This window comes from Rhizobium sp. GW821-FHT14E12, assembly GCF_058803745.1.
Map to the genome: position 1 here is coordinate 548,319 of NZ_JBXAPH010000002.1, position 20,884 is coordinate 569,202.

Consider the following 20,884-nt stretch of genomic DNA (forward strand, 5'->3'; position numbering starts at 1 on the left):
GGCCTCCCGTCAGAGCCCGACAACGCCGGGCAGGCCGGAGATATCCTTGATCTCGGTATATTCATAGTAAGGGTTGGCGGGCTCGTGGCCGCGGTTGACCCAGACCTTGTGCTTGATGCCGAGATCATAGGCCGACATCAGATCGTAGCGAAAGGACGACGAGCAATGCATCACGTCTTCCGGATTGCAGCCGAGCATGTCGAACATATATTCGAACGCCTGGAAGCGCGGCTTGTAGGCATTGGCCTGCTGCGCGGTGAAGACGGCATGGAACGGTGCGCCGAGCTTCTCGACATTGTGCATGATCTGCTCGTTCATGGCGTTCGAGAGGATGACCAGCGGGATTTCCTTGGCCACCTTGGCAAGCCCGGCCGGAACATCCGCATGTGGCCCCCAGCTCGGCACGGTGTCGTAGATCGAGCGGGCATCCTCGTCGCGGAAGGTGACACCATTCTTGCGGCAGGTGCGCTCGATGGAGTTGTGGATCACTTCATTATAGGGTTTCCAGTCCCCCAGAATCTCGTCCAGCCGGTAGGCGGCGAAATTCTTGATGAACTGCGCCATACGCGGCTGGTCGAGCTGTTCCCCATAGATCTTCTGGGCAGCTTCGGCCATCTGGAAATTCGTCAAGGTGCCGTAGCAATCGAAGGTGATGTATTTCGGCCGGAACGTCGTCATGTCTTGGATCCTTGCAGGGTGCCGCGCAGGCGCTTGATGATATGAAGACATCATAGGCAGCCTTTCTCCATCGGTTCACCGCATTTGCGTCGCCACGAAGCAGAAAGTTTTGTATCCACGCTTCGCTTTGGCAGAGAGTTGCGCACTTCACCCCGCCGTACTGCCGATAATCGGCCAATATGAGGTCCAAAAGCACCCCATCGCCTCAAACGGGCGGCATAAGATGCGGCGGGCATGCCGGCGAACGGTGGAAGATATTGCCGCAATGCTTTCGTCGGGACGATCTTCTTCCGTTGCGGGTCTATCAAAAAGAAAAGCAACGGATGGGAGACACAGCCTGTGCAGGCAACCGCGATCGACCTTCGCCCCCTCGACCAATCTCACCTTCACTCGGCGCTGGCGCTGTCACGCCAAGCCGGCTGGCCGCACCGGCTGGAGGAATGGCAGATGCTGCTGGAGCTCAGCCATGGCCTCGTGGCCGTCGAGAACGAAAAAGTCGTTGGGACGACTTTTGTCACCCCCTATGGCGATCAGATCGCCACCATCAATATGGTGATCGTCGATGAATCGATGCGCGGACGCGGCATTGGCCGGCGCATCATGCAGACGGCTCTCGATATCGTCGGCGAGCGGGAGTGCCGGCTGGTAGCGACGGCGGATGGCTTGCCGCTCTATGAAAACCTCGGTTTCAGGAAGACAGGCACAATCGTTCAGCACCAGGGCACACTCGCCGCCTGCACCGCACCGGAGACAATCGAATGGGCGACTGGGGCCGATCTCGATGAGATCGTCGCTCTCGACCGTATCGCCTATCCCGCGGATCGCAGTGGGCTCATCCAGAAGCTGTTCCGCGCCGGCCGGCTGGCGGTCCTGCGCGAATCCGGGGTGATTCACGGTTATGCCGCCTGGCGGCCTTTCGGACGCGGCGAACTCTGCGGCCCGGTGATCGCGGAGACCGCCCAGGCTGCGGAAGACCTCCTGCGCTTCCTGTTCGCGGCCCGGCCCGGTGTCTTCATGCGTGTCGATACCGGCGTTGAGACCGGTCTTGCATCGTTCCTGCTCGAACATGGCCTTGTCCATGTCGGCGGCGGCATCCCGATGCGCCGCACACCCTCATCCGCTTCCTCACCCGTTCCAAGCGTTCACACATTTGCCCTGGCCAGCCAGGCTTTAGGCTGAAGAGAGATATCATGCTGAGCAATTCCCTCATCGAACTCGATCGCGCCCACCTCGTCCATCCGGTCGCTTCCTATCGCGGCCATGAGCAGGCCGGCGTCCGCGTGCTGAAATCCGCCAAGGGCGCAACCGTCACCGATGCGTCGGGCCATCAGATGCTTGACGGCTTTGCCGGTCTCTGGTGCGTCAATGCCGGATATGGTCATGAAAGCATCGTGGAGGCCGCTGCCCGCCAGATGCGCGAACTGCCCTACGCCACCGGCTATTTCAGCCTTGGTTCCGAACCGGCCATCCGGCTTGCTGCTGAACTCGCCGAACGGACGCCCGGCGATCTCAACCACGTCTATTTCACGCTTGGCGGCTCCGACGCCGTCGACAGCACGGTCCGCTTCATCCGCTACTACTATCACTCGCTGGGCAAGCCCACGAAGGATCAGTTCATCTCGCTCGAACAGGGCTATCACGGCTCGTCCACCGTCGGCGCGGGCCTGACGGCGCTTCCAGTCTTCCATGCCGGCTTTGGCATGCCCCTCGACTGGCAGCATAAGATTCCGACGCACTATGCCTATCGCAACCCCGTAGGCACCGATCCGCAGGCGATCATTGCCGCTTCGGTCAAGGCGCTGCGCGCCAAGGTCGAGGAAATCGGCGCCGAGCGCGTGGCCGCCTTTTATGTCGAACCGATCCAGGGCTCGGGCGGCGTGCTGGTTCCGCCGACCGGCTGGATGAAGGCAATGCGCGATGTCTGCACCGAGCTCGATATTCTGTTCGTCGCCGACGAGGTCATCACCGGTTTCGGGCGCACCGGCCCGCTGTTTGCCTGCTCTGACGAAGGCATCGTCCCCGACCTGATGACCACCGCCAAGGGCCTAACCTCCGGCTACGTGCCGATGGGCGCCGTCTTCCTGTCGGAGAAGGTCTACCAGACAATCGCCGACGGCGCCGGCGCCGCCGCGATCGGCCACGGCTATACCTATTCCGCCCATCCCGTCAGCGCTGCGGTCGGCCTCGAGGTACTGCGCCTTTATGAGAACGGCCTCTTGGAAAACGGCGTCAAAGCGGGCGCGCGGCTGATGGCCGGCCTTCAATCGCTCTCTTCGCATCCGCTGGTCGGCGACGTGCGCGGGCGCGGCATGCTTGCCGCCATCGAACTGGTGGTCGACAAGGAGCGCAAGACGCCCCTGCCCGCTGCCGCCGATCCGTCACGACGGATCTTCGATCGCGCCTGGAACAATGGGCTCGTCATTCGCGCCTTCGGCAACGGTGTTCTCGGCTATGCGCCGCCGCTCTGCTGCACCGAGGCTGAGATCGACGCGATCGTCGAGCGCACCGCCAAGACGCTAGACCAGACGCTGAACGATCCTGATGTCCGCGCGGCCCTCGCCTGAGCGCACGCAGAACATTTCGCCATCGGCCGGCGCGCTTCGCATCGGCTGATGGGCGGGATGAGCGAAATACTGCTTTACCGCCATATTCGCAATTTTGTGCCGCCACAGCTCTCCCATTCAGAGAATCCGGCGAGCCTTAACTGCGAAACTGAAATGGCTGAAGGTACCCAAAGCCCGAAAAGCCAAGGTTTTCGGGAGATACAAGAAAATCCTCGGCAGTATGGGAACAGCATATTCTTCTGCATTCAGCCGAGGCGACCAGAATTGGTCGCATTCCATCGAGGACAGACACTTGGTTAAGAGCTTAGCGGATTTCAAATATTTCACCTTCGACGTCGTCGGGACCCTCATCGACTTTGAAGGCGGCATTAAGGATTGTCTCGCCGCAATCGCAGCGGAAAAAGGCGTCTCCGTGGACGGCGAAGAGGCGCTCGCGCTTTATCGCGCTGAGCGCTATTCCGGCGACGCCGGACTGTTTCCCGACGATCTGGTTCGCGTCTATCTCGCCATCGCCCCGAAGCTCGGCCTGCCGGCAGAACAGATATATGGCGAACGCCTGCGCGATTCCTGCCAAAATTGGAAAGGCTTTCCCGATAGCGCTGAAGCCCTCAAGCGCCTGTCGAAGCGCTACAAGCTGATCGCCATGACGAATGCGCGCCGTTGGGCTTTCGAGCATTTCTCCAAGGAACTCGGCAATCCGTTTTATGCCGCATTCACCGCCGACGATACCGGCACGGAAAAGCCCGATCCGGCCTTCTTCGAACAGGTCTTTGCCTTTGTCGGCAAGGAAGGCGCTTCGAAGGACGACATCCTGCATGTCGCGCAAAGCCAGTATCATGATATCGGCATCTCGCGGCAGCTCGGCATGACCAATTGCTGGATCCAGCGGCGCCACGCCCAGAACGGCTACGGCGGCACGATCGAGCCCAAGGAATTCACCAAGCCCGACTACCATTTCACCTCCATGGCTGGGCTTGCCGATGCAGTGGAGGCAGTGAAGGCCGCCTGACACAGTGATACCCGGAATTGATCCCGCAGGAAAAGACGGGACGCCAAATCGACTTTAACAATAAGGGGAACGCAATGAACGACAAGATCACGAATTGGACCAGCGCAGACGATGCCATGGTCGAAAATGCCATTCGCCGTGGCGCTACCCGCCGCGATCTTCTGCAGATGCTGCTCGCCGGCGGTGTCGCAGCCGTTGCAGGCGGCGCGATCTTCGGACGTGCCTCGTCAGCTCTTGCTGCCACCCCGGTCTCCGGCGGCGCACTGAAGGCTGCCGGCTGGTCGTCCTCGACCGCCGACACGCTCGATCCGGCCAAGGCGTCGCTCTCCACGGACTATGTCCGCTGCTGCGCCTTCTATAATCGCCTCTCCTTCCTCGACAAGGCCGGCGTCACGCAGATGGAACTCGCCGAAAGCATCGAAAGCACCGATGCCAAGGTCTGGACCGTCAAGCTGCGCAAGGGTGTTACCTTCCATAACGGCAAGGCCCTTTCCTCGGCCGACGTCGTCTATTCGCTGAACCGCCATCTCGACCCGGCGGTCGGCTCGAAGGTCAATGCGATCGCCAAGCAGATGACCGGCATCAAGGCTGTGGATCCGCTGACCGTGGAGATCACCCTTGCCAATCCGAATGCCGACCTGCCGACGATCCTGGCCATGCATCATTTCATGATCCTTGCCGACGGCACGACCGATTTCAGCAAGGCCAACGGCACGGGCGCCTTTGTCTGCGAAGTCTTCGAACCAGGCGTTCGCTCTCTCGCCACCAAGAACAAGAACTACTGGAAGCAGGGTGGCCCTCACCTCGACTCCTTCGAGTTCTTTGCGATCGCGGACGATTCGGCGCGCGTCAATGCGCTGCTGTCCGGCGACATCCATCTCGCCGCCGCCGTCAACCCGCGTTCCATGCGACTTCTGGACGGCCAGCCGGGCGTGGCAATGTCGAAGACCACCTCCGGCAACTACACCGATCTCAACATGCGTCTCGACATGAACCCAGGCAGCAGCAAGGACTTCGTGACCGGCGTCAAGTACCTGCTGAACCGCGAGATCATCCAGAAATCGGCATTGCGCGGCCTTGCCGAAATCGGCAACGACCAGCCCGTGCCGCCGGCCAGCATCTACCACAATGCCGATCTGAAGCCGAAAGCTTTCGATCCGGAAAAGGCCAAGTTCCACTTCCAGAAGTCGGGTCTTCTCGGCCAGTCCATTCCGGTGGTGGCATCGGAAGCGGCAGGCTCTTCCATCGATATGGCGATGGTGCTCCAGCAGGCTGGCGCTGAAATCGGCATGAAGTTCGATGTCCAGCGCGTGCCGTCGGACGGTTACTGGTCGAACTACTGGCTGAAGGCGCCGATGCATTTCGGCAATATTAACCCGCGCCCGACACCGGACATTCTCTTCTCGCTGCTCTATTCCTCCGACGCGCCCTGGAACGAAAGCCAGTTCAAGTCTGCGAAGTTCGACAGCATGATGCTGGAAGCCCGCGGTTCGCTCGATCAGGCCAAACGCAAGGCAATCTACGGCGATATGCAGGTGATGATCGCCGAAGATGCCGGCACCGCCATCCCGGCCTATATCTCCAACGTCGACGCGATCTCCTCGAAGCTGCACGGCTTGGAAGCCAACCCGCTCGGCGGCATGATGGGTTATGCCTTCGCGGAATATGTCTGGCTTGATGCTTGATCCCTGCCTTCGTGCCCGACCGGTGGTGTTTCGACACCACTTGTCGGGTACATTGCCGCATGTTCGGCACATTCGTTCTCACGATGGGGATCTGATATGAACCGCCACGTTCTTTCTCTCGTGCTCGGCCGTGTGATCGTGGCCTTGATCACGCTGCTCATCGTGTCCTTCACGGTGTTTGCCGCGACCGAAATGCTGCCGGGCGACATCGCCCAGATCCTGCTGGGCCAGGCGGCAACCCCAGAGGCAGTTGCGGGCCTGCGCGCGGCAATGCATCTGAACGATCCGGCAATCCTGCGTTTCGTACGCTGGCTCGCCGGCCTTGCCACCGGCGATCTCGGCATTTCCTATGCCAACAACATGCCGATCGCAGACCTGATCGGTTCCCGGCTCGGAAACTCGTTGAAGCTTGCAGCCGCAACCGCGCTGTTTTCGGTTCCGATCGCGCTCACGCTCGGCATTACCGCTGCCATGCTGCGCGGATCGCTCTACGACCGCATCGTCACGGTGGTCTCGATTGGCGTCATTTCCGTGCCCGAATTCATGGTGGCCACCTCGGCGGTACTGATTTTCGCCGTCTATCTCAAATGGTTGCCGGCGCTTGCCTTCGCCAATGAGATCCACTCGTTCTCGCAGATGCTGCGCGTCTTCGCGATGCCGGTCATTACGCTGAGCTTCGTGATATCGGCACAGATGATCCGCATGACCCGCGCGGCCGTGATCGAGACGCTGAACACGCCCTATGTGGAAATGGCACTGCTCAAAGGTGCCTCGCGACGACGCATGGTGCTGAAGCATGCGCTTCCGAACGCGCTCGGCCCGATCGTCAACGCGGTAGCGCTTTCGCTTTCCTACCTGCTCGGCGGCGTGATCATCGTCGAAACCATCTTCAACTATCCAGGTATCGCCAAGCTGATGGTGGATGCCGTCGCCACCCGCGATCTGCCGCTGATCCAGACCTGCGCGATGATCTTCTGTCTGGTCTATCTGCTCCTGATCACCATCGCCGACATCATCGCCATCATGTCCAATCCGAGGTTGCGCTGACCATGGCCCTTACCGCGTTCACTCCCCGCAAGCTCGGCTTCCGCTTCAACATTGTCGGCATGATCGGCCTTGGCGTCATTCTCGCCTGGGCGCTGATCGCCATCTTCGCGCCGCTGCTGATCCCCTACCCGATCGGCGATATCGTCGACTTCGACTACTTCGGGCCAATCTCCGCGAAGTTCTGGTTGGGCACCGACTATCTCGGCCGTGATATCTTTTCTCGTATCCTGATGGGCGCCCGCTATACTGTCGGCATCTCGCTTGCCGCCGTCTGCATCTCCTGTTTCACCGGCGTCGCGCTCGGCATGATCGCGGCGGTGACAGGCGGCTGGTTCGACAGCGCGCTCAGCCGTTTTCTCGATGCGCTGAACTCGATCCCCAGCAAGCTGTTCGGCCTCGTGGTCGTGGCCGGCGTCGGCTCCTCGATCCCGGTGCTGATCATGACGCTTGCCGTCATCTATACGCCGGGCGCCTACCGCTTCTCGCGCGCGCTCGCCGTCAACATCAACACCATGGATTTCATCACGGTTGCCCGCGCTCGCGGCGAAGGCGCGCTTTACCTTATCCGCTCGGAAATTCTGCCCAATATCCTCGGGCCTGTGATGGCGGACCTAGGCTTGCGCTTCGTCTTCATCGTGCTGCTGCTGTCGGGCCTCTCCTTCCTCGGCCTCGGCGTGCAACCGCCGAACGCGGACTGGGGCGCGCTGGTGCGTGAAAATATCGGCGGCCTGCCCTTCGGCGCACCGGCGGTGATCTTCCCAAGCATTGCGATCGCCAGCCTGACGATCAGCGTCAACCTGCTGATCGACAACCTGCCCCAGAAAATCCGAGACCGGAGCAATTGATGGCCAAGCTCGTCGAAATTCGCGACCTGAAGGTCGAGGCCAAGACCGACTCCGGCCGTCTGGTCGAGATCATCCGTGGCGTCAGCTTCGATATCGAAGACGGCGAGATCGTCGCCCTGATCGGCGAAAGCGGCTCGGGCAAGACGACGATCGCACTCACCCTGATGGGTCATGCGCGGCCGGGGTGCCGGATCAGCGGCGGCGAGGTCCTGCTTGCCGGCAAGGACATGGCAAGCCTGTCGGAAAAGGCGAGAGCCCGCATTCGCGGCACCGAAGTCGCCTATATCCCGCAGAGTGCAGCGGCCGCCTTCAACCCGGCGCAGACCATCATGGAGCAGGTGATCGAAATCACCCGTATCCACGATCTCATGCCGGCGGAAGAGGCAAAGGCGCGTGCGGTTGAGCTCTTCAAGGCATTGAGCTTGCCGAACCCGGAGACGATCGGTTCGCGCTATCCGCATCAGGTGTCCGGCGGCCAGCTACAGCGTCTTTCAGCCGCAATGGCGCTGATCGGCGATCCGAAACTCGTGATCTTCGACGAGCCGACGACCGCGCTCGACGTGACGACGCAGATCGAGGTTCTCCGGGCCTTCAAATCAGTGATGAAGAAGGGTGGCATTGCCGGTGTCTACGTGTCGCACGACCTCGCGGTCGTCGCCCAGGTGGCCGACCGGATCGTCGTCCTAAAGGGCGGCGAGATCCAGGAGATCGGCAAGACCGAACAGATCCTTACGGCTCCGTCGCACCCCTATACGCGCCAGTTGCTCGGCGCTTTCGAACCCAAGCTCTATGCCTCCCCCGCCCCGACCGATCCACAAAAGACGCCGGCCTTGCTGGAGGTCACGAACATCGTGGCAGGCTATGGACAGATCCAGCCGGACGGCCTGCCCATAGCAACGGCGCTCAAATCGGTGAGTCTCAAGCTCGAAGCGGGCCGCAATCTCGGCGTCATCGGCGAATCCGGCTGCGGAAAATCGACGCTTGCTCGCGCCATTGCGGGGATCCTGGCGCCGGTTTCCGGCGATATCATCTTCGACGGCAAGCAGCTTGCAGCGGACGCCAGGCACCGGCAGCGCGAAGAGCTACGCAAGCTGCAGATCGTCTTCCAATTCGCCGATACCGCACTCAATCCCGCCAAGTCAATCGGTGAAATTCTCGGCCGGCCCCTGGCCTTTTATCACAATCTCGGCGGCAGACAGCGCGAAGCGCGCGTCGAACAGTTGCTCGACATGGTTCATCTGCCCAGGGCAATCAGGCACCGGCGTCCGCCGGAACTATCCGGCGGCCAGAAGCAGCGCATCAACCTGGCGCGTGCGCTGGCGGCGGAGCCGAAACTCATCCTGTGCGACGAAATCACCTCAGCCCTCGATACGGTCGTTGCCGCCGCCATCATCGACCTTCTCAAGGAATTGCAACGCGAGCTCAGCCTCTCCTATGTCTTCATCAGCCATGATTTGTCGACGGTGCAGGCCATCTGCGACGAGATCATTGTCATGTATGGCGGCGAGAAGATCGAACAGCTTGCATCCGCCGATCTCGCCGGCGGCGCCAAGCACCCCTATTCCAAGCTGCTCTTCTCCTCCGTACCGAAGCTCGACACCGGCTGGCTGGACGGACTGGAACAGGATCCCGAACTGATGCGGGCTTTCGCGAAACGCTGACAGGTGTTTCGCACGCCGCAAAGACGTCAGACCGGAAACAGGCTGGTCAGCGGCATATGTGCCTTGACGATCGGCGATTTGAGCACGACGAAGCTGAAATACTTGTCGATCCCGATCTCCATGTCGATCAGACGTTCCATCGTCGTCTGGTACTCGGCAATGCCGGCGGTGACGAACTTCACCAGATAGTCGTAGCCACCGGAAACGAGATGGCATTCCACGACCGAGTCTACCTTCTCGACCGCCGCGAGGAAGCGGGCGAAATCGATCTGGCGATGGTTCTTGAGTGTGACTTCGGTGAAGACCGTCAACGTCTGGCCGAGCTTGGCGATGTTGATCTGCGCGGAATAACCGGCGATATAGCCTTCCGACTGTAGTTTCTTCACCCGCATCAGGCAGGGGCTGGGCGAAAGATTGACGAGTTCAGCCAGCTCGACATTGGTGATGCGGCCGTTCTTCTGCAATTCGTAGAGAATCTTGATGTCGATCCGGTCGAGCTTCATCGGCGTGCTCCCCTCTTATCGGCAGCGGCACGCCGCCATACGGAATAATCTTTCGTCATTTTAGGCGGAAAGCCTCGGTTAGCAAGCGGAATCAACTCTGATCATGTCGATATAATCTCGTAAAATCCTGATCTTAGCACAAGCATTCGCGATAGACGGGCGCTACCAAAGGAAATGCTGTCTGGCGGCGATCTGCAGCATTTGCGTGGCGAAAGCTCGGCTAGAATGCTGGGCTGAAACCCGGAGAAAGCCATGCCCGCCCCCCTTCTGCATATCGAAACCTCGCCCGCTCTGCCTGACATGGCGGATGCGGTGGTGATCGGCGGCGGCATCGTCGGTGTCTTCACGGCCTATTATCTCGCGCGGCGCGGTCTGAAGGTCGCTCTTATCGAAAAGGGCCGGATCGGTGCCGAACAATCCAGCCGGAACTGGGGATGGTGCCGGCAGCAGAACAGGGATGCCAGAGAGCTACCGATCTCCACCAAGAGCTTGGCCCTTTGGGAGGATTTCGGCAAGGACAGTGGCGAGGATACCGGCTTTCGTCGCTGCGGCCTGCTCTATCTGAGCAATGACGATGCCGAGCTCGCCGGCTGGGCGCGCTGGGGCGATTTTGCCCGCGGCGTCGGCGTCACCACCCACATGCTCGATGGCAAAAAGGCGAGCGAATTCGGAGTAGCGACCGGCCAGCAATGGAAAGGCGGGGTCTTCTCGCCAACCGACGGCACAGCCGATCCGTCCCGGGCAGCTCCGGTGGTCGCCCGCGCCATCATGGCACTCGGTGGCAGTGTCCACCAAATGTGTGCCGCTCGCGGGCTGGAAGTCGAAGGCGGCCGTGTCAGCGGCGTCGTCACCGAGGCTGGCACGATCCGCACCCGAACGGTTGTCATGGCAGGTGGCGCCTGGGCATCGTCCTTTTGCCGGCAGCTCGGCATCCGCTTCCCGCAAGCCGCAATCCGTTCCTCGATCCTCTCGGTCGCCTCTGGCGCCGAGGGCTTGCCGGCAGCGCTGCACACTGCTGCGGTCTCGGCTACGCGTCGGAGGGACGGCGGCTATACGCTCGCCATCAGCGGCCGCGCCCGCGTCGATCCGACCTTGCAGCAACTCCGCTTCGCGCGCCATTTCGTGCCGATGTTCATCAAGCGCCGACGCAGCCTCGCCCCCGGCGGGTTGGAAGGCTTAAAGAACGGTCATGAAACCCTGTCGCGCTGGCGGCTCGATCGGCCGACGCCGATGGAGCGCAACCGCATTCTCGATCCCCGTCCGGATCGCCAACAGATCGAAGCGACTCTGGAGCGGGCACGGGCGCTGCTTCCGGCGCTTGCTCAGACGCCGGTTACGGCCACCTGGGCCGGCTATATCGATAGCACACCTGACGGCGTTCCGGCGATCGGTGAGATACCGACCCTGCCGGGACTGATTCTGGCGGCAGGCTTCAGCGGCCACGGATTCGGGATTGGTCCCGGAGCGGGCCATCTTGCCGCTGATCTCGTCACGGGCGCAGAGCCGATCGTCGATCCGAAACCCTACTATCCGGACCGGTTGAACGGCTCGGTCTGGGGCAAGGTTGCGGATTTCTGATCCTTCGCCTGCTCGTTGCCAAATTGAACTTGACTGCTTTCCTCATAAAAGCATAGAGGGTCTCAGTTTTCATCGAGCGATGGCTCGAGCCTGGCGCTGGCTTATGGTCGATCTTCGAGCGTAAGCCGGCCTCTCGCATTTGCCGAAGGACAAGCCGTCATGTCCGTTGGGACGTTTCAAACGATCGTGACCGGAGGCGAGCAATATCGCTTCCGGGTCTTCCGCCGCCTGATCATTCTGGCGCTTCTCGGCGTCGCGCTCTGTATGAGCATAGCGCTCGACATGGCGCTTGGCCCGGCCAACTATACCCTGCAGCAGGTTCTGTCCGCGATTTTCGATCCCGCCAATGCGGCCATTCAATTGCGCGTCGTCATCTGGGATATCCGCATGCCGATCGCGCTGATGGCTGTTGTCGTCGGAGCCGCTCTGTCGGTTTCCGGCGCCGAGATGCAGACGATCCTCGCCAATCCGCTGGCAAGCCCGTTCACGCTCGGCATTTCGGCTGCGGCAAGTTTCGGCGCGGCCCTCGCCCTTGTCGGTGGTGTCGCGCTCTATCCCGGCGCGGTCGCCTATATGGTGCCGATCAATGCCTTCATCATGGCGATGGCGGCGGCAATGTTTATCCACTTTGCCTCGACCATGCGCGGCGTTAGCGTCGAGACCATCGTCCTGCTTGGCATCGCCCTGGTATTCACCTTCAACGCAGCCCTGTCGTTGCTCGAATATCTGGCATCCGAACAGGCGCTTTCGGCAATCGTCTTCTGGACGATGGGTAGCTTCACCAAGGCAACCTGGCCCAAGGTCGCGATCATCGCCGGCATGCTTGTCGTCATCCTGCCGTTGTTCATGCGGGACGCATGGGCGCTGACGGCGCTTCGTCTCGGTGACGACAAGGCCGCGAGCATGGGCGTCAACGTGCGGGCGCTGCGCCTGAGAACGATGATGCTCGTCAGCCTGCTTGCCGCCATCCCGGTATCCTTCGTCGGCACGATCGGCTTCGTCGGTCTCGTCGGACCGCATATGGCGCGCATGATCGTCGGCGAGGACCAGCGCTTCTTCCTGCCCGCGTCAGTCGTCTGCGGCGCTCTGCTCCTGTCGGCAACCTCGGTTCTCAGCAAGATCATCATCCCGGGTGCGATCCTGCCGATCGGGGTGATTACCGCGCTGGTCGGCGTTCCCTTCTTCTTCATCCTGATTTTCGGCAGCAGGAGGCGTTCATGGTAGGTTTGGCACTCGATCAGGTCGGAGCCTCCTACGGCAAGGTGAAAGTGCTGTCCGATGTCACCCTCAGCGACCTCAAGGGCGGCAGCGTCACGGCGATCATCGGCCCGAACGCCGCCGGCAAATCGACGCTGTTCAAGCGGATCGCCGGCCTGATCAAGGGGCCGGGACTGGTAGAGCTCTCCGACACGGAACGAGGACCGCGCTCGATCTGCTACATGCCGCAGGACACAGGCGCCAATGCGGTTCTCACCGTCTACGAGTCGGTCCTGCTTTCGGCAAAGCAAGGCAGCGGCTGGCGGGTCGCCGACGACGAACTGGCCGAGATCGACGCCATCTTGAAGGCATTGCATATCGAAAACCTGGCGTTTCGTGGCCTCGGCGAGCTTTCCGGCGGCCAGCGCCAGCTCGTTTCGCTGGCACAGGCGCTTATTCGTCGCCCCGAAATCCTGTTGATGGACGAACCGACCTCAGCGCTCGACCTCCACCGGCAGATCGAGGTGTTGAGTTTCATTACCGATCTCGCCAAGCGAGACGGCATGATCGTCCTGATCGCCCTTCACGACCTCAACCATGCGCTCCGCTACTGCGAAAACACCATCGTGATCGCGCATGGCAAGATGGCGGCAAGCGGCGCGACACCCGACGTCATTACCACCGGGATGTTGCGCGATATCTACAAGATCGATGCCCGCGTCGAGACATGTTCCCGCGGCAGCCCCATGGTGATCGTCGACGGGGCGATTTGATCGATCACGTTAGAGTGACACGAACCGAACCGGCTGCCCGGTAGCCTCGACGGCCACAAAATTCGCTCCTATCGTGCGCGCCGCAGTCCGCAGTTGGATAGAGGATCGGATATGGACGACAAAATCTTGGCAGTGCTTGATGAATATCACGAGCTGATCCGCAAAGAGCAGAGCAAGCCGCGCGATATGCCGCCGGGCGGCCGCGATGGCGGTCAGGATCGTCGGATGCGCGCCGTCGGCCCGGAAACCGGTGGTCTGCTCAACATCATCGCCAAGAGCCTCAAGGCGCCGAACATCCTCGAACTCGGCACCTCCTTCGGCTATTCCGGCATCTGGCTGGCGGAAGCCGCCCGCGCGACCGGCGGCCGGCTGATCACAATGGAATTGCACGATTATAAATCGGCCTATGCCCGCGACAGGGCGACAAAGGCCGGACTTGCCGACCATATCGACTTCAAGGTCGGCGATGCCGTGCAGATGATCTCCGAGCTGACGGTTGGCGTGGATTTCGTGCTGGTCGATCTTTGGAAGGATCTCTACGTGCCCTGCCTGGAGGCTTTCTACCCCAAGCTCAATCCGGGCGCCATCATCATCGCCGACAACATGATCCGCCCCGGAAACGAGGATGTACAGGCGTATGGCCGAGCCGTCCGCGCCAAGGCCGGTATCACGAGCGTGCTGTTACCTGTCGGCATGGGCATTGAGGTCAGCCGCTACGAGCCATGATCCTGGGATCGCGTACACCCCGATCCTCACCCCGCCAGGCTTCGCCTGGTCACCAATGATGGCAATTGCAGGATATGCACTGCCTCGCTGCGACCTTCGATACGCGACAGAAGCGTGCGTGTGGCTGTCTGGCCGAGCTCCCGGCCGGATTGGTCGATGCTGGCAAGATTGACGAGGCCGAGGGCGGCGATGGATGAATTGTCGTAACCCACAACCGCCAGGTCTTCCGGCACGTGCACGCCCAATTCCGCCGCCATGCTCATCACAACGATGGCATCGATATCGCTCCAGCAGAAAACGGCGCGAGGCCTGTCGCTGCGTGTCAGGAACTTGCGAATGGTCTCCTCGCGCCGGGGGGATTCAAGCGGAATATTGGTGATCGGCGCCGAGGAGCCGAAGCCGGCACGCTGCATGGCGCGCCGATAGCCTATTTCACGCTGGCGAACGACGGAAACCTTGTGGCCCTCGCGCGCAAGCTGGCTCAGCATCTCGATATCGCGATAGCCGCATTCGAGAAGCGATTCGACCGCAATCTCCGCCCCGCGCTGATCATCGGCGTTGATCGTATCGAAACCATCCGCCGTCGGATCGTGATAGCCGACCGCGACGATCGGAATCTGCGCGGCAAATCTCGCGATGATCTCGGACGGCAGTCGCGGCGCGACCAGAATAAGACCGTCCATCTTGTAGTCGATCATCGATTCGATCAGGGACGTCTCCAGTTGCATCCGGGCTTCGCCGACGCCGATCATCGCCTGATAATGTCCCGGCGCCAGAACGGCATTCACGCCGGCGATAACCTCGGGAAGAAACGGGTTGCGGATGTCGACGAGGAGCAGCCCGATCGTGAAGGTTCGTCCGCGTAAGCCTCGCGCCGCCCTGGATGGACGATATCCCAACTCTTCGATCGAACCGGTCACCCTGGCGCGAAGGCTGTCGCTGACACCATAAGCATTACGCATCACCTTGGAGACTGCGGCGACCGACACGCCCGCATGCGCCGCAACCGTTCGGATCGTCACCCGATCGGCCCGTTCCGGCGGTTTTCTACTATCGACTGACATAAATTTCCCAGACCTGATCCGCGAGTCGCGCGACACGCGTCCACTCACCATGACAGAACACCCGCAAACTTTCTATTGCATATCGGCAAAAAATGTAGAACGTTATACGGAGAACGTTCTACACAAATGGGAGGATTTGATGAACTTTCAGCCATCCGCCATCAAAGGCAGCCGGGTGTCGCGCAAATGGGCAGGCGAGATGATCGCGCCACTGTCGGACCAAGGTCAGGGCACGGCCGCAAGCTTCATCGCCAAGACGTTCAATCTGGACGACGCGGTCGGCCCCATCGAACTCTTCATCTCGGCACTCGGCCTCTATCGCTGCTTCATCAATGGCAAGCGCGTCGGCGACGACCTGCTGACGCCAGGCTGGACCAACTATGACGACCGCATTGCCTATCAGCGTTACGACGTCGCCGGTCTGCTCAAATCCGGCGAGAATCGTATCGAGATCTGGCTTGCCGATGGGTGGTATCGCTCTCCCCTCATGTGGAAGGCCATTCCCGATTGCTGGGGCGACAGGACCGCGGCAATCGTGGACCTGGTTGGCCCGAGTGGCGTCATTCTCTCCACGGATACAAGCTGGCGAAGCGGACTGCTGCCGATCCAAAAATCCGGCATCTATTTTGGCGAGATCTATGACGCCCGCGAGGAAACGCTTTCCGAGACCCACGGCACGGAGAAGCTATCCTTCGACGAGACGCTACTGGTCGGCCATGAAACCGCACCGGTGAAGGAACTGCAGCCGATCGCCCCGGTCGAAAGCTGGAGCGACGAAGAGGGCCGCACGATCCATGACTTCGGCCAGAACGTCGGCGGCTATGTGCGATATACGGTTCGCGGTACGGCTGGCGCAGAAGTGCTGGTCGAGCATTCCGAGATTTTAGGACCGGATCGCTATTTCGACAACCGCAATTACCGAACCGCTCCGGCACACACGATCTATACGCTGCGCGGCGGTGGCGATGAGACCTATGCCCCGCATTTCACCTTCCAGGGCTTTCGCTATGCCCGGATAACGATCAAGGGCGAGGCGGAAATCGTCGCGATCGCCTCGGTCCCGATCTCCTCCGTCCCCATCCTTGCCGGCGGTTTCACCTCGGGCAATGCGCTCGTCAATCGGCTTGTGCAAAATACCATCTGGTCGCAGCGCGCCAACTTCATCGAGGTGCCAACCGATTGCCCGCAGCGCGACGAGCGCCTCGGCTGGACCGGCGACGCCCAGGTGTTTGCCGCAACGGCATGCTGGCTGACGGACAGCCAGTCCTTCCTCAGAAAATACCTGCGCGATGTCATGGCCGATCAGCGGCCGGATGGAGCGGTTTCCCATTTTTCGCCGGACCCGACGCGCCTGCATCCGGAACACTTCCCCGGCTTTGCCGGTTCGACCGGCTGGGGCGATGCGATCGTCGTCATCCCCTGGGTGCTCTATACCCATTATGGCGACCGCGAGGTTCTCTCGGAGTGCCTGGATTCAATGGTGCGATGGGTCGACTTCGTCTGGTCGATCTCAGACGGCCCAATCGTACGACCGCCATCCCACTGGGGCGACCGGGGCTTTACCTTCGGCGACTGGCTACAGCCAATCGGCGACAATCGCAAACCGCGCCCGACTATCGGCGATGACTGCGCGGCAACGCTTTACCACTTTATCTCCAGCGACCTTCTGGCAAAGATCGCAGCCGTCCTCGGCGATCACGGGCTCGAAACACGCATGAAGGCACGCGTCGACAAGATCAGAGAAGCTTTCGCGCACGAATTCATCACCCCGTCGGGCCGCCTCGCACATAACGACCAGACGTCCTATGCACTGGCGTTTCTCTACGATCTGATCCCCGCCGAGCACCGGGACGCGGCCAAACGGCATTTCCGGCAGGTGGTCATCGACGCCGACTACAAGATCGGCACCGGCTTCATCGGCACGCCGGCCCTGCTGCCGGCCCTGACGAAGCTGGGTCTGGATGATCTTGCCGAGAAGGTCTTCCTGCAGCAAGAGGTGCCAGGCTGGCTCTACCAGGTCGCGCAGGGCGCGACGACGATCTGGGAACGCTGGGATGCTCTGGCGCCCGACGGCACCATCTACGACCCGGACATGAACAGCTACAATCACTATGCCTATGGCGCCGTCTGCCAATGGCTGTTCGAAAGCGTTGCCGGCATTTCGCCGAGCCCGAGCGCGCCAGGGTTTGCCGAAGTCATCATCGATCCGGCGCCGATCCCGTCGCTGTCGCCCGTTACCGCCCATCATGATGTCAGTCAGGGCCGCATTGAAGCCGCGTGGGAGTTGAGCGGCGACAAGGTGACCTATCGGTTGATCTTGCCGAAGGGGTGCATCGGGCGGTTCCGTCCGGGGCATCGGCACCAGAACCCGTTGGTCGATGGAAAGCCAGTCGTCGGGGAGGCGATTGTCGATCCGGGAACGCATGAGATCGCCTTCACGCTTCCCAAGCCCTGAAGCTACATAATCGTTCAATGTCTCATCGTTCGGAGGAGGAACGTCATGACAAAGCGTACTGGAGTCATTTTCGCGACCGTGTCGGCGCTTGCCGCATTGATCGCGGCCGGCCCGTCGCAGGCCGAAACCAAGCTTTCATTTCTGATCGACAACAGTCCCGACACGGTCGCGGCCGCCGAGGCGCTGGTTGCGGCCTACGAGAAGAAAGCCCCCGATGTCTCGATCGACATCGAACAGCGACCGGGCGGCGGTGAGGGAGACAACATCATCAAGACGCGCCTTGCCACCGGCGAGATGTCCGATGTGTTCCTCTATAACTCCGGATCATTGATGCAGGCCATCAAGCCCGGGCAGACACTGGTCGATCTCAGCGGGCTGCCGGCTCAGGCAAACGTGAATGAGAGTTTCAAGGCGGTCGTGCGCGCTGGCAGCAAAGTCTACGGCGTCCCTTTCGGCACAGCCCAGGGCGGCGGCATCTTCTATAACAGGAAGATCTATCAGGAACTCGGCCTCTCCGTTCCAAAGACATGGGCTGAATTCATGGCCAATAACGAGAAGGTGAAGGCCGCCGGCAAGGTGGCCATCGCGCAGACCTATCGCGACACCTGGACCTCGCAACTCTTCGTGCTGGCGGATTATTACAATCTCAATGTCGCAGTGCCGAATTTCGCGGAGGACTACACGAACAACAAGATCAAATACGCCACGACGCCAGCCGCCATGAAAGGCTTCGAGCATCTGAAGGAGGTACACGACGCCGGCCTGATGAATGAAGACTTTGGCGCCGCCAGCTATGATGATGGGCTCAGAATGGTGGCGACGGGAGAAGCCGCACACTATCCGATGCTGACCTTTGCTATCGGCGCCCTCAAGCAGGATTATTCCGACAATCTCAATGATGTCGGCTTCTTTGCCCAGCCGGGAGACGACGCATCCAAGAATGGCCTGACGGTCTGGATGCCGGCGGCCGCCTACATCCCGACCGGCAGCAAGCATATCGACGAAGCCAAGAAATTCGTGGATTTTGTTGGAAGCGTCGAGGGCTGCAAGATCATGATGGCAACCAATACCGTGCAGGGGCCGTCTCTCGTCAATGGCTGCCCCCTGCCCGCCGACGTGCCGCCCTCGGTCAAGGACATGCTCCCATATTTCGAGACAAAAGGCATGACGACGCCGGCATTGGAATTCTCCTCGCCCATCAAGGGGCCGTCGCTGGAGCAGATTACTGTTGAGGTTGGTTCCGGCATTCGCCAGCCGGCCGACGCTGCGGCACTCTATGACGACGATGTGCGCAAGCAGGCGAAGCAACTCGGCATCCCCAACTGGTAGCGCGCCCTTCGGGAAAATCGACCTCGCCTTTCGCGGGCGGGGTTTCACCCGATCGGAGAGGGAGCTATGACTGAGACACGCCCGCGCTCGCACACATCACCCTACCCCCTGTGGTTCTTCATCCCGGCCGCCATCATCTATGGCGTGCTGTTTCTGGCCCCCACGGTCTCTTCCTTGTGGTTCAGCCTGACACGCTGGGATCTCAGCACGGCGGAATTCATCGGGCTGGAGAATTTCCGGCAGTTCTTTTCCGAGCCTTTTCTCGTCCAGGGGCTCGTGAACACGCTGATCTACGCCGTGACGACATCGGGACTGAAAACCGTATGCGGCCTTCTGCTGGCCGTGCTGCTGACCGGCAACATCTTCGCCCGCGGCTTCCTGCGCACGCTGGTCTTCTTCCCCGTCTTGGTCTCAACCATCGGCATCGGCATCACCTTCACGGTGATGATGCATCCGACCAGGGGCATCATCAATGTCGCACTGGAAACGCTCGGGATCCCTGGCCCCGGATGGCTGACCAATCCGGCGCTCGCGCTCTTCTCCGTGGCGCTCGTCGACCTTTGGAAAGGCGTGGGCCTTGCGACCTTGATCTTCATCGCCGGTATTGCCGCGATCAGTCCCGACTACTACGAGGCGGCCCGCATCGACGGCGCCACACGATTCCAGCAATTTTGGCGCATCACTCTGCCGCTTGTGCGTCCGGCTACGGTCACGGTCATCACTCTGTCCCTGATCGGCGGTCTCAGATCCTTCGATCTCATATGGTCGATGACCCGCGGCGGACCGGGCTTTTCGTCCGATGTCATCGCATCGGTCATCTACAAGCAGTACCAGGCCGGCTTCTATGGCCTGTCGACTGCCGGCAATGTCATCCTGTTTACGCTGATTGCCATCATCATCCTGCCCCTTACCCTGTGGTTCAACCGGCGCGAGGTCGAAGAATGAGAAAGATACGACCTTATATCGTCGGACTGATCGCGCTGGCAGTTGCCATGGTGATCTTCGTGCTGCCCTTCGTCTTTGTGCTGCTGCAAGCGGCAAAATCGAAATCCGAGGCCTCGCGGCTGAACTTCGGCCTGCCGGAACAATGGCTGCTATGGGACAATCTGGTCGCCGTATTCAAGGCGCGCGACTATCAGCTGATTCTCGCCTACTTCAATTCCACGCTGATCACCGTCGTCTCCGTCACGATCCTGATCCTGCTGTCGGCCATGGTCGGCTATGTGATGCAGCGGCGCAGGACCGGCTGGAATACGGTAGCGTCCGTCGCTCTTTTCATGGGCCTGATGATGCCGCCCGCCGTCGTGCCGACGATCGGGCTGCTGCAGGAGCTCGGCCTTTTCAAGACCATCAGCGGGATGATCCTGATCCAGGTCGCCTACAACCTCTCCTTCTCAACCCTTCTTTTCAGGTCGTTCATTGCGACCATCCCGCGCGATCTCGACGAAGCGGCGCGGATCGACGGCGCCAAGCCTTGGCAGATCTTCTTCCGGGTCATCCTGCCGCTCCTGAAGCCGGTGACGGTCACCAACATCGTCGTGCAGTCGATCGCGATCTTCAACGATTTCACCAACCCGCTCTATTACCTGCCGGGCAAGGAGAACGTCACCGTGCAGCTCACGCTCTATAATTTCCAGAGCATGTATACGAGCCAGTACAACCTGCTCTTCATGAATATCCTTCTCGTCACGATCCCTCCCCTGATCGTCTTCATCTTCTTCAACAGGCAGATCGTAGCGGGCATGACGGCCGGCGCCGTGAAAGGTTAGT

At 60.8% G+C, this 20,884-nt stretch carries 18 protein-coding genes; 15 read left to right on the forward strand and 3 right to left on the reverse strand.

Going from position 1 to position 20,884, the window contains the following annotated elements:
* Window positions 1–9: 9 nt before the first annotated feature.
* Entirely contained in the window at window positions 10–678 is a 669-nt protein-coding gene (locus AC1RO0_RS10710; protein ID WP_498592870.1) for a haloacid dehalogenase type II, read from the reverse strand.
* Window positions 679–1,017: 339 nt separating this feature from the next.
* Between AC1RO0_RS10710 and AC1RO0_RS10715 the strand changes: the two genes are divergently transcribed.
* The 7 genes from AC1RO0_RS10715 to AC1RO0_RS10745 all read left to right on the forward strand — a co-directional run bounded on the left by AC1RO0_RS10715 (window position 1,018) and on the right by AC1RO0_RS10745 (window position 9,489).
* Window positions 1,018–1,857 carry a GNAT family N-acetyltransferase gene (locus tag AC1RO0_RS10715; protein ID WP_498592871.1) on the forward strand — a complete coding sequence of 280 codons (840 nt, stop codon included), beginning with the start codon at window positions 1,018–1,020 and terminating at the stop codon, window positions 1,855–1,857.
* 11 nt (window positions 1,858–1,868) lie between these two features.
* A complete protein-coding gene (locus AC1RO0_RS10720; protein WP_498592872.1) occupies window positions 1,869–3,242 on the forward strand; it encodes an aspartate aminotransferase family protein in 1,374 nt (457 codons plus the stop codon).
* Between the two features lie 292 nt (window positions 3,243–3,534).
* Window positions 3,535–4,251, forward strand: a complete 717-nt coding sequence (locus AC1RO0_RS10725) for an HAD-IA family hydrolase (RefSeq protein ID WP_498592873.1) — start codon at window positions 3,535–3,537, stop codon at window positions 4,249–4,251.
* 74 nt (window positions 4,252–4,325) lie between these two features.
* Window positions 4,326–5,936 (forward strand): ABC transporter substrate-binding protein, encoded by a 1,611-nt coding sequence (locus tag AC1RO0_RS10730; protein ID WP_498592874.1) that lies wholly within the window; start codon window positions 4,326–4,328, stop codon window positions 5,934–5,936.
* A gap of 96 nt (window positions 5,937–6,032) precedes the next feature.
* Entirely contained in the window at window positions 6,033–6,983 is a 951-nt protein-coding gene (locus AC1RO0_RS10735; protein WP_153364247.1) for an ABC transporter permease, read from the forward strand.
* A 2-nt stretch (window positions 6,984–6,985) separates the two neighbouring features.
* A complete protein-coding gene (locus AC1RO0_RS10740; RefSeq protein ID WP_007697838.1) occupies window positions 6,986–7,828 on the forward strand; it encodes an ABC transporter permease in 843 nt (280 codons plus the stop codon).
* On the forward strand, window positions 7,828–9,489 hold the full coding sequence (locus AC1RO0_RS10745; protein WP_498592875.1) for an ABC transporter ATP-binding protein: 1,662 nt from the start codon (window positions 7,828–7,830) through the stop codon (window positions 9,487–9,489). Before AC1RO0_RS10740 ends, AC1RO0_RS10745 begins: the two co-directional genes overlap by 1 nt.
* Window positions 9,490–9,515: 26 nt before the next feature.
* On the opposite strand, the gene AC1RO0_RS10750 is transcribed toward AC1RO0_RS10745, so the two are convergent.
* Window positions 9,516–9,992 carry an Lrp/AsnC family transcriptional regulator gene (locus AC1RO0_RS10750; protein WP_007697831.1) on the reverse strand — a complete coding sequence of 159 codons (477 nt, stop codon included), beginning with the start codon at window positions 9,990–9,992 and terminating at the stop codon, window positions 9,516–9,518.
* A gap of 252 nt (window positions 9,993–10,244) precedes the next feature.
* Between AC1RO0_RS10750 and AC1RO0_RS10755 the strand changes: the two genes are divergently transcribed.
* From AC1RO0_RS10755 to AC1RO0_RS10770, 4 genes are all read left to right on the forward strand, one after another.
* A complete protein-coding gene (locus AC1RO0_RS10755; RefSeq protein ID WP_498592876.1) occupies window positions 10,245–11,570 on the forward strand; it encodes an NAD(P)/FAD-dependent oxidoreductase in 1,326 nt (441 codons plus the stop codon).
* Window positions 11,571–11,729: 159 nt separating this feature from the next.
* The gene (locus AC1RO0_RS10760) at window positions 11,730–12,794 is read left to right on the forward strand and encodes a FecCD family ABC transporter permease (RefSeq protein ID WP_498592877.1); all 1,065 of its coding nucleotides are present in this window, start codon (window positions 11,730–11,732) and stop codon (window positions 12,792–12,794) included.
* Window positions 12,788–13,540 (forward strand): ABC transporter ATP-binding protein, encoded by a 753-nt coding sequence (locus AC1RO0_RS10765; RefSeq protein WP_498592878.1) that lies wholly within the window; start codon window positions 12,788–12,790, stop codon window positions 13,538–13,540. Before AC1RO0_RS10760 ends, AC1RO0_RS10765 begins: the two co-directional genes overlap by 7 nt.
* Window positions 13,541–13,651: 111 nt before the next feature.
* Entirely contained in the window at window positions 13,652–14,266 is a 615-nt protein-coding gene (locus tag AC1RO0_RS10770) for an O-methyltransferase (protein ID WP_498592879.1), read from the forward strand.
* 26 nt (window positions 14,267–14,292) lie between these two features.
* Here AC1RO0_RS10770 and AC1RO0_RS10775 read toward each other — a convergent pair whose 3' ends face one another.
* Window positions 14,293–15,330 (reverse strand): LacI family DNA-binding transcriptional regulator, encoded by a 1,038-nt coding sequence (locus AC1RO0_RS10775; protein WP_498592880.1) that lies wholly within the window; start codon window positions 15,328–15,330, stop codon window positions 14,293–14,295.
* A 139-nt stretch (window positions 15,331–15,469) separates the two neighbouring features.
* Here AC1RO0_RS10775 and AC1RO0_RS10780 point away from each other — a divergent pair, with 139 nt between their 5' ends.
* From AC1RO0_RS10780 to AC1RO0_RS10795, 4 genes are all read left to right on the forward strand, one after another.
* Window positions 15,470–17,785, forward strand: a complete 2,316-nt coding sequence (locus AC1RO0_RS10780) for a family 78 glycoside hydrolase catalytic domain (protein ID WP_498592881.1) — start codon at window positions 15,470–15,472, stop codon at window positions 17,783–17,785.
* A 45-nt stretch (window positions 17,786–17,830) separates the two neighbouring features.
* Window positions 17,831–19,114 (forward strand): ABC transporter substrate-binding protein, encoded by a 1,284-nt coding sequence (locus AC1RO0_RS10785; protein WP_498592882.1) that lies wholly within the window; start codon window positions 17,831–17,833, stop codon window positions 19,112–19,114.
* Window positions 19,115–19,180: 66 nt separating this feature from the next.
* Window positions 19,181–20,059: a carbohydrate ABC transporter permease gene (locus AC1RO0_RS10790; protein WP_498592883.1), complete on the forward strand. Its 879-nt coding sequence runs from the start codon at window positions 19,181–19,183 to the stop codon at window positions 20,057–20,059.
* Window positions 20,056–20,883 (forward strand): carbohydrate ABC transporter permease, encoded by an 828-nt coding sequence (locus AC1RO0_RS10795; RefSeq protein ID WP_498592884.1) that lies wholly within the window; start codon window positions 20,056–20,058, stop codon window positions 20,881–20,883. The genes AC1RO0_RS10790 and AC1RO0_RS10795 overlap by 4 nt, the downstream gene beginning before the upstream one ends.
* Window position 20,884 lies beyond the last annotated feature (1 nt).

Coding starts and splice junctions, on each gene's coding strand:
- AC1RO0_RS10710 (WP_498592870.1), bottom strand. CDS start 678: ATGACGACGTTCCGGCCGAAATACATCACCTTCGATTGCTACGGCACC.
- AC1RO0_RS10720 (WP_498592872.1), top strand. CDS start 1,869: ATGCTGAGCAATTCCCTCATCGAACTCGATCGCGCCCACCTCGTCCAT.
- AC1RO0_RS10730 (WP_498592874.1), top strand. CDS start 4,326: ATGAACGACAAGATCACGAATTGGACCAGCGCAGACGATGCCATGGTC.
- AC1RO0_RS10735 (WP_153364247.1), top strand. CDS start 6,033: ATGAACCGCCACGTTCTTTCTCTCGTGCTCGGCCGTGTGATCGTGGCC.
- AC1RO0_RS10740 (WP_007697838.1), top strand. CDS start 6,986: ATGGCCCTTACCGCGTTCACTCCCCGCAAGCTCGGCTTCCGCTTCAAC.
- AC1RO0_RS10745 (WP_498592875.1), top strand. CDS start 7,828: ATGGCCAAGCTCGTCGAAATTCGCGACCTGAAGGTCGAGGCCAAGACC.
- AC1RO0_RS10750 (WP_007697831.1), bottom strand. CDS start 9,992: ATGAAGCTCGACCGGATCGACATCAAGATTCTCTACGAATTGCAGAAG.
- AC1RO0_RS10755 (WP_498592876.1), top strand. CDS start 10,245: ATGCCCGCCCCCCTTCTGCATATCGAAACCTCGCCCGCTCTGCCTGAC.
- AC1RO0_RS10760 (WP_498592877.1), top strand. CDS start 11,730: ATGTCCGTTGGGACGTTTCAAACGATCGTGACCGGAGGCGAGCAATAT.
- AC1RO0_RS10765 (WP_498592878.1), top strand. CDS start 12,788: ATGGTAGGTTTGGCACTCGATCAGGTCGGAGCCTCCTACGGCAAGGTG.
- AC1RO0_RS10770 (WP_498592879.1), top strand. CDS start 13,652: ATGGACGACAAAATCTTGGCAGTGCTTGATGAATATCACGAGCTGATC.
- AC1RO0_RS10775 (WP_498592880.1), bottom strand. CDS start 15,330: ATGTCAGTCGATAGTAGAAAACCGCCGGAACGGGCCGATCGGGTGACG.
- AC1RO0_RS10780 (WP_498592881.1), top strand. CDS start 15,470: ATGAACTTTCAGCCATCCGCCATCAAAGGCAGCCGGGTGTCGCGCAAA.
- AC1RO0_RS10785 (WP_498592882.1), top strand. CDS start 17,831: ATGACAAAGCGTACTGGAGTCATTTTCGCGACCGTGTCGGCGCTTGCC.
- AC1RO0_RS10790 (WP_498592883.1), top strand. CDS start 19,181: ATGACTGAGACACGCCCGCGCTCGCACACATCACCCTACCCCCTGTGG.
- AC1RO0_RS10795 (WP_498592884.1), top strand. CDS start 20,056: ATGAGAAAGATACGACCTTATATCGTCGGACTGATCGCGCTGGCAGTT.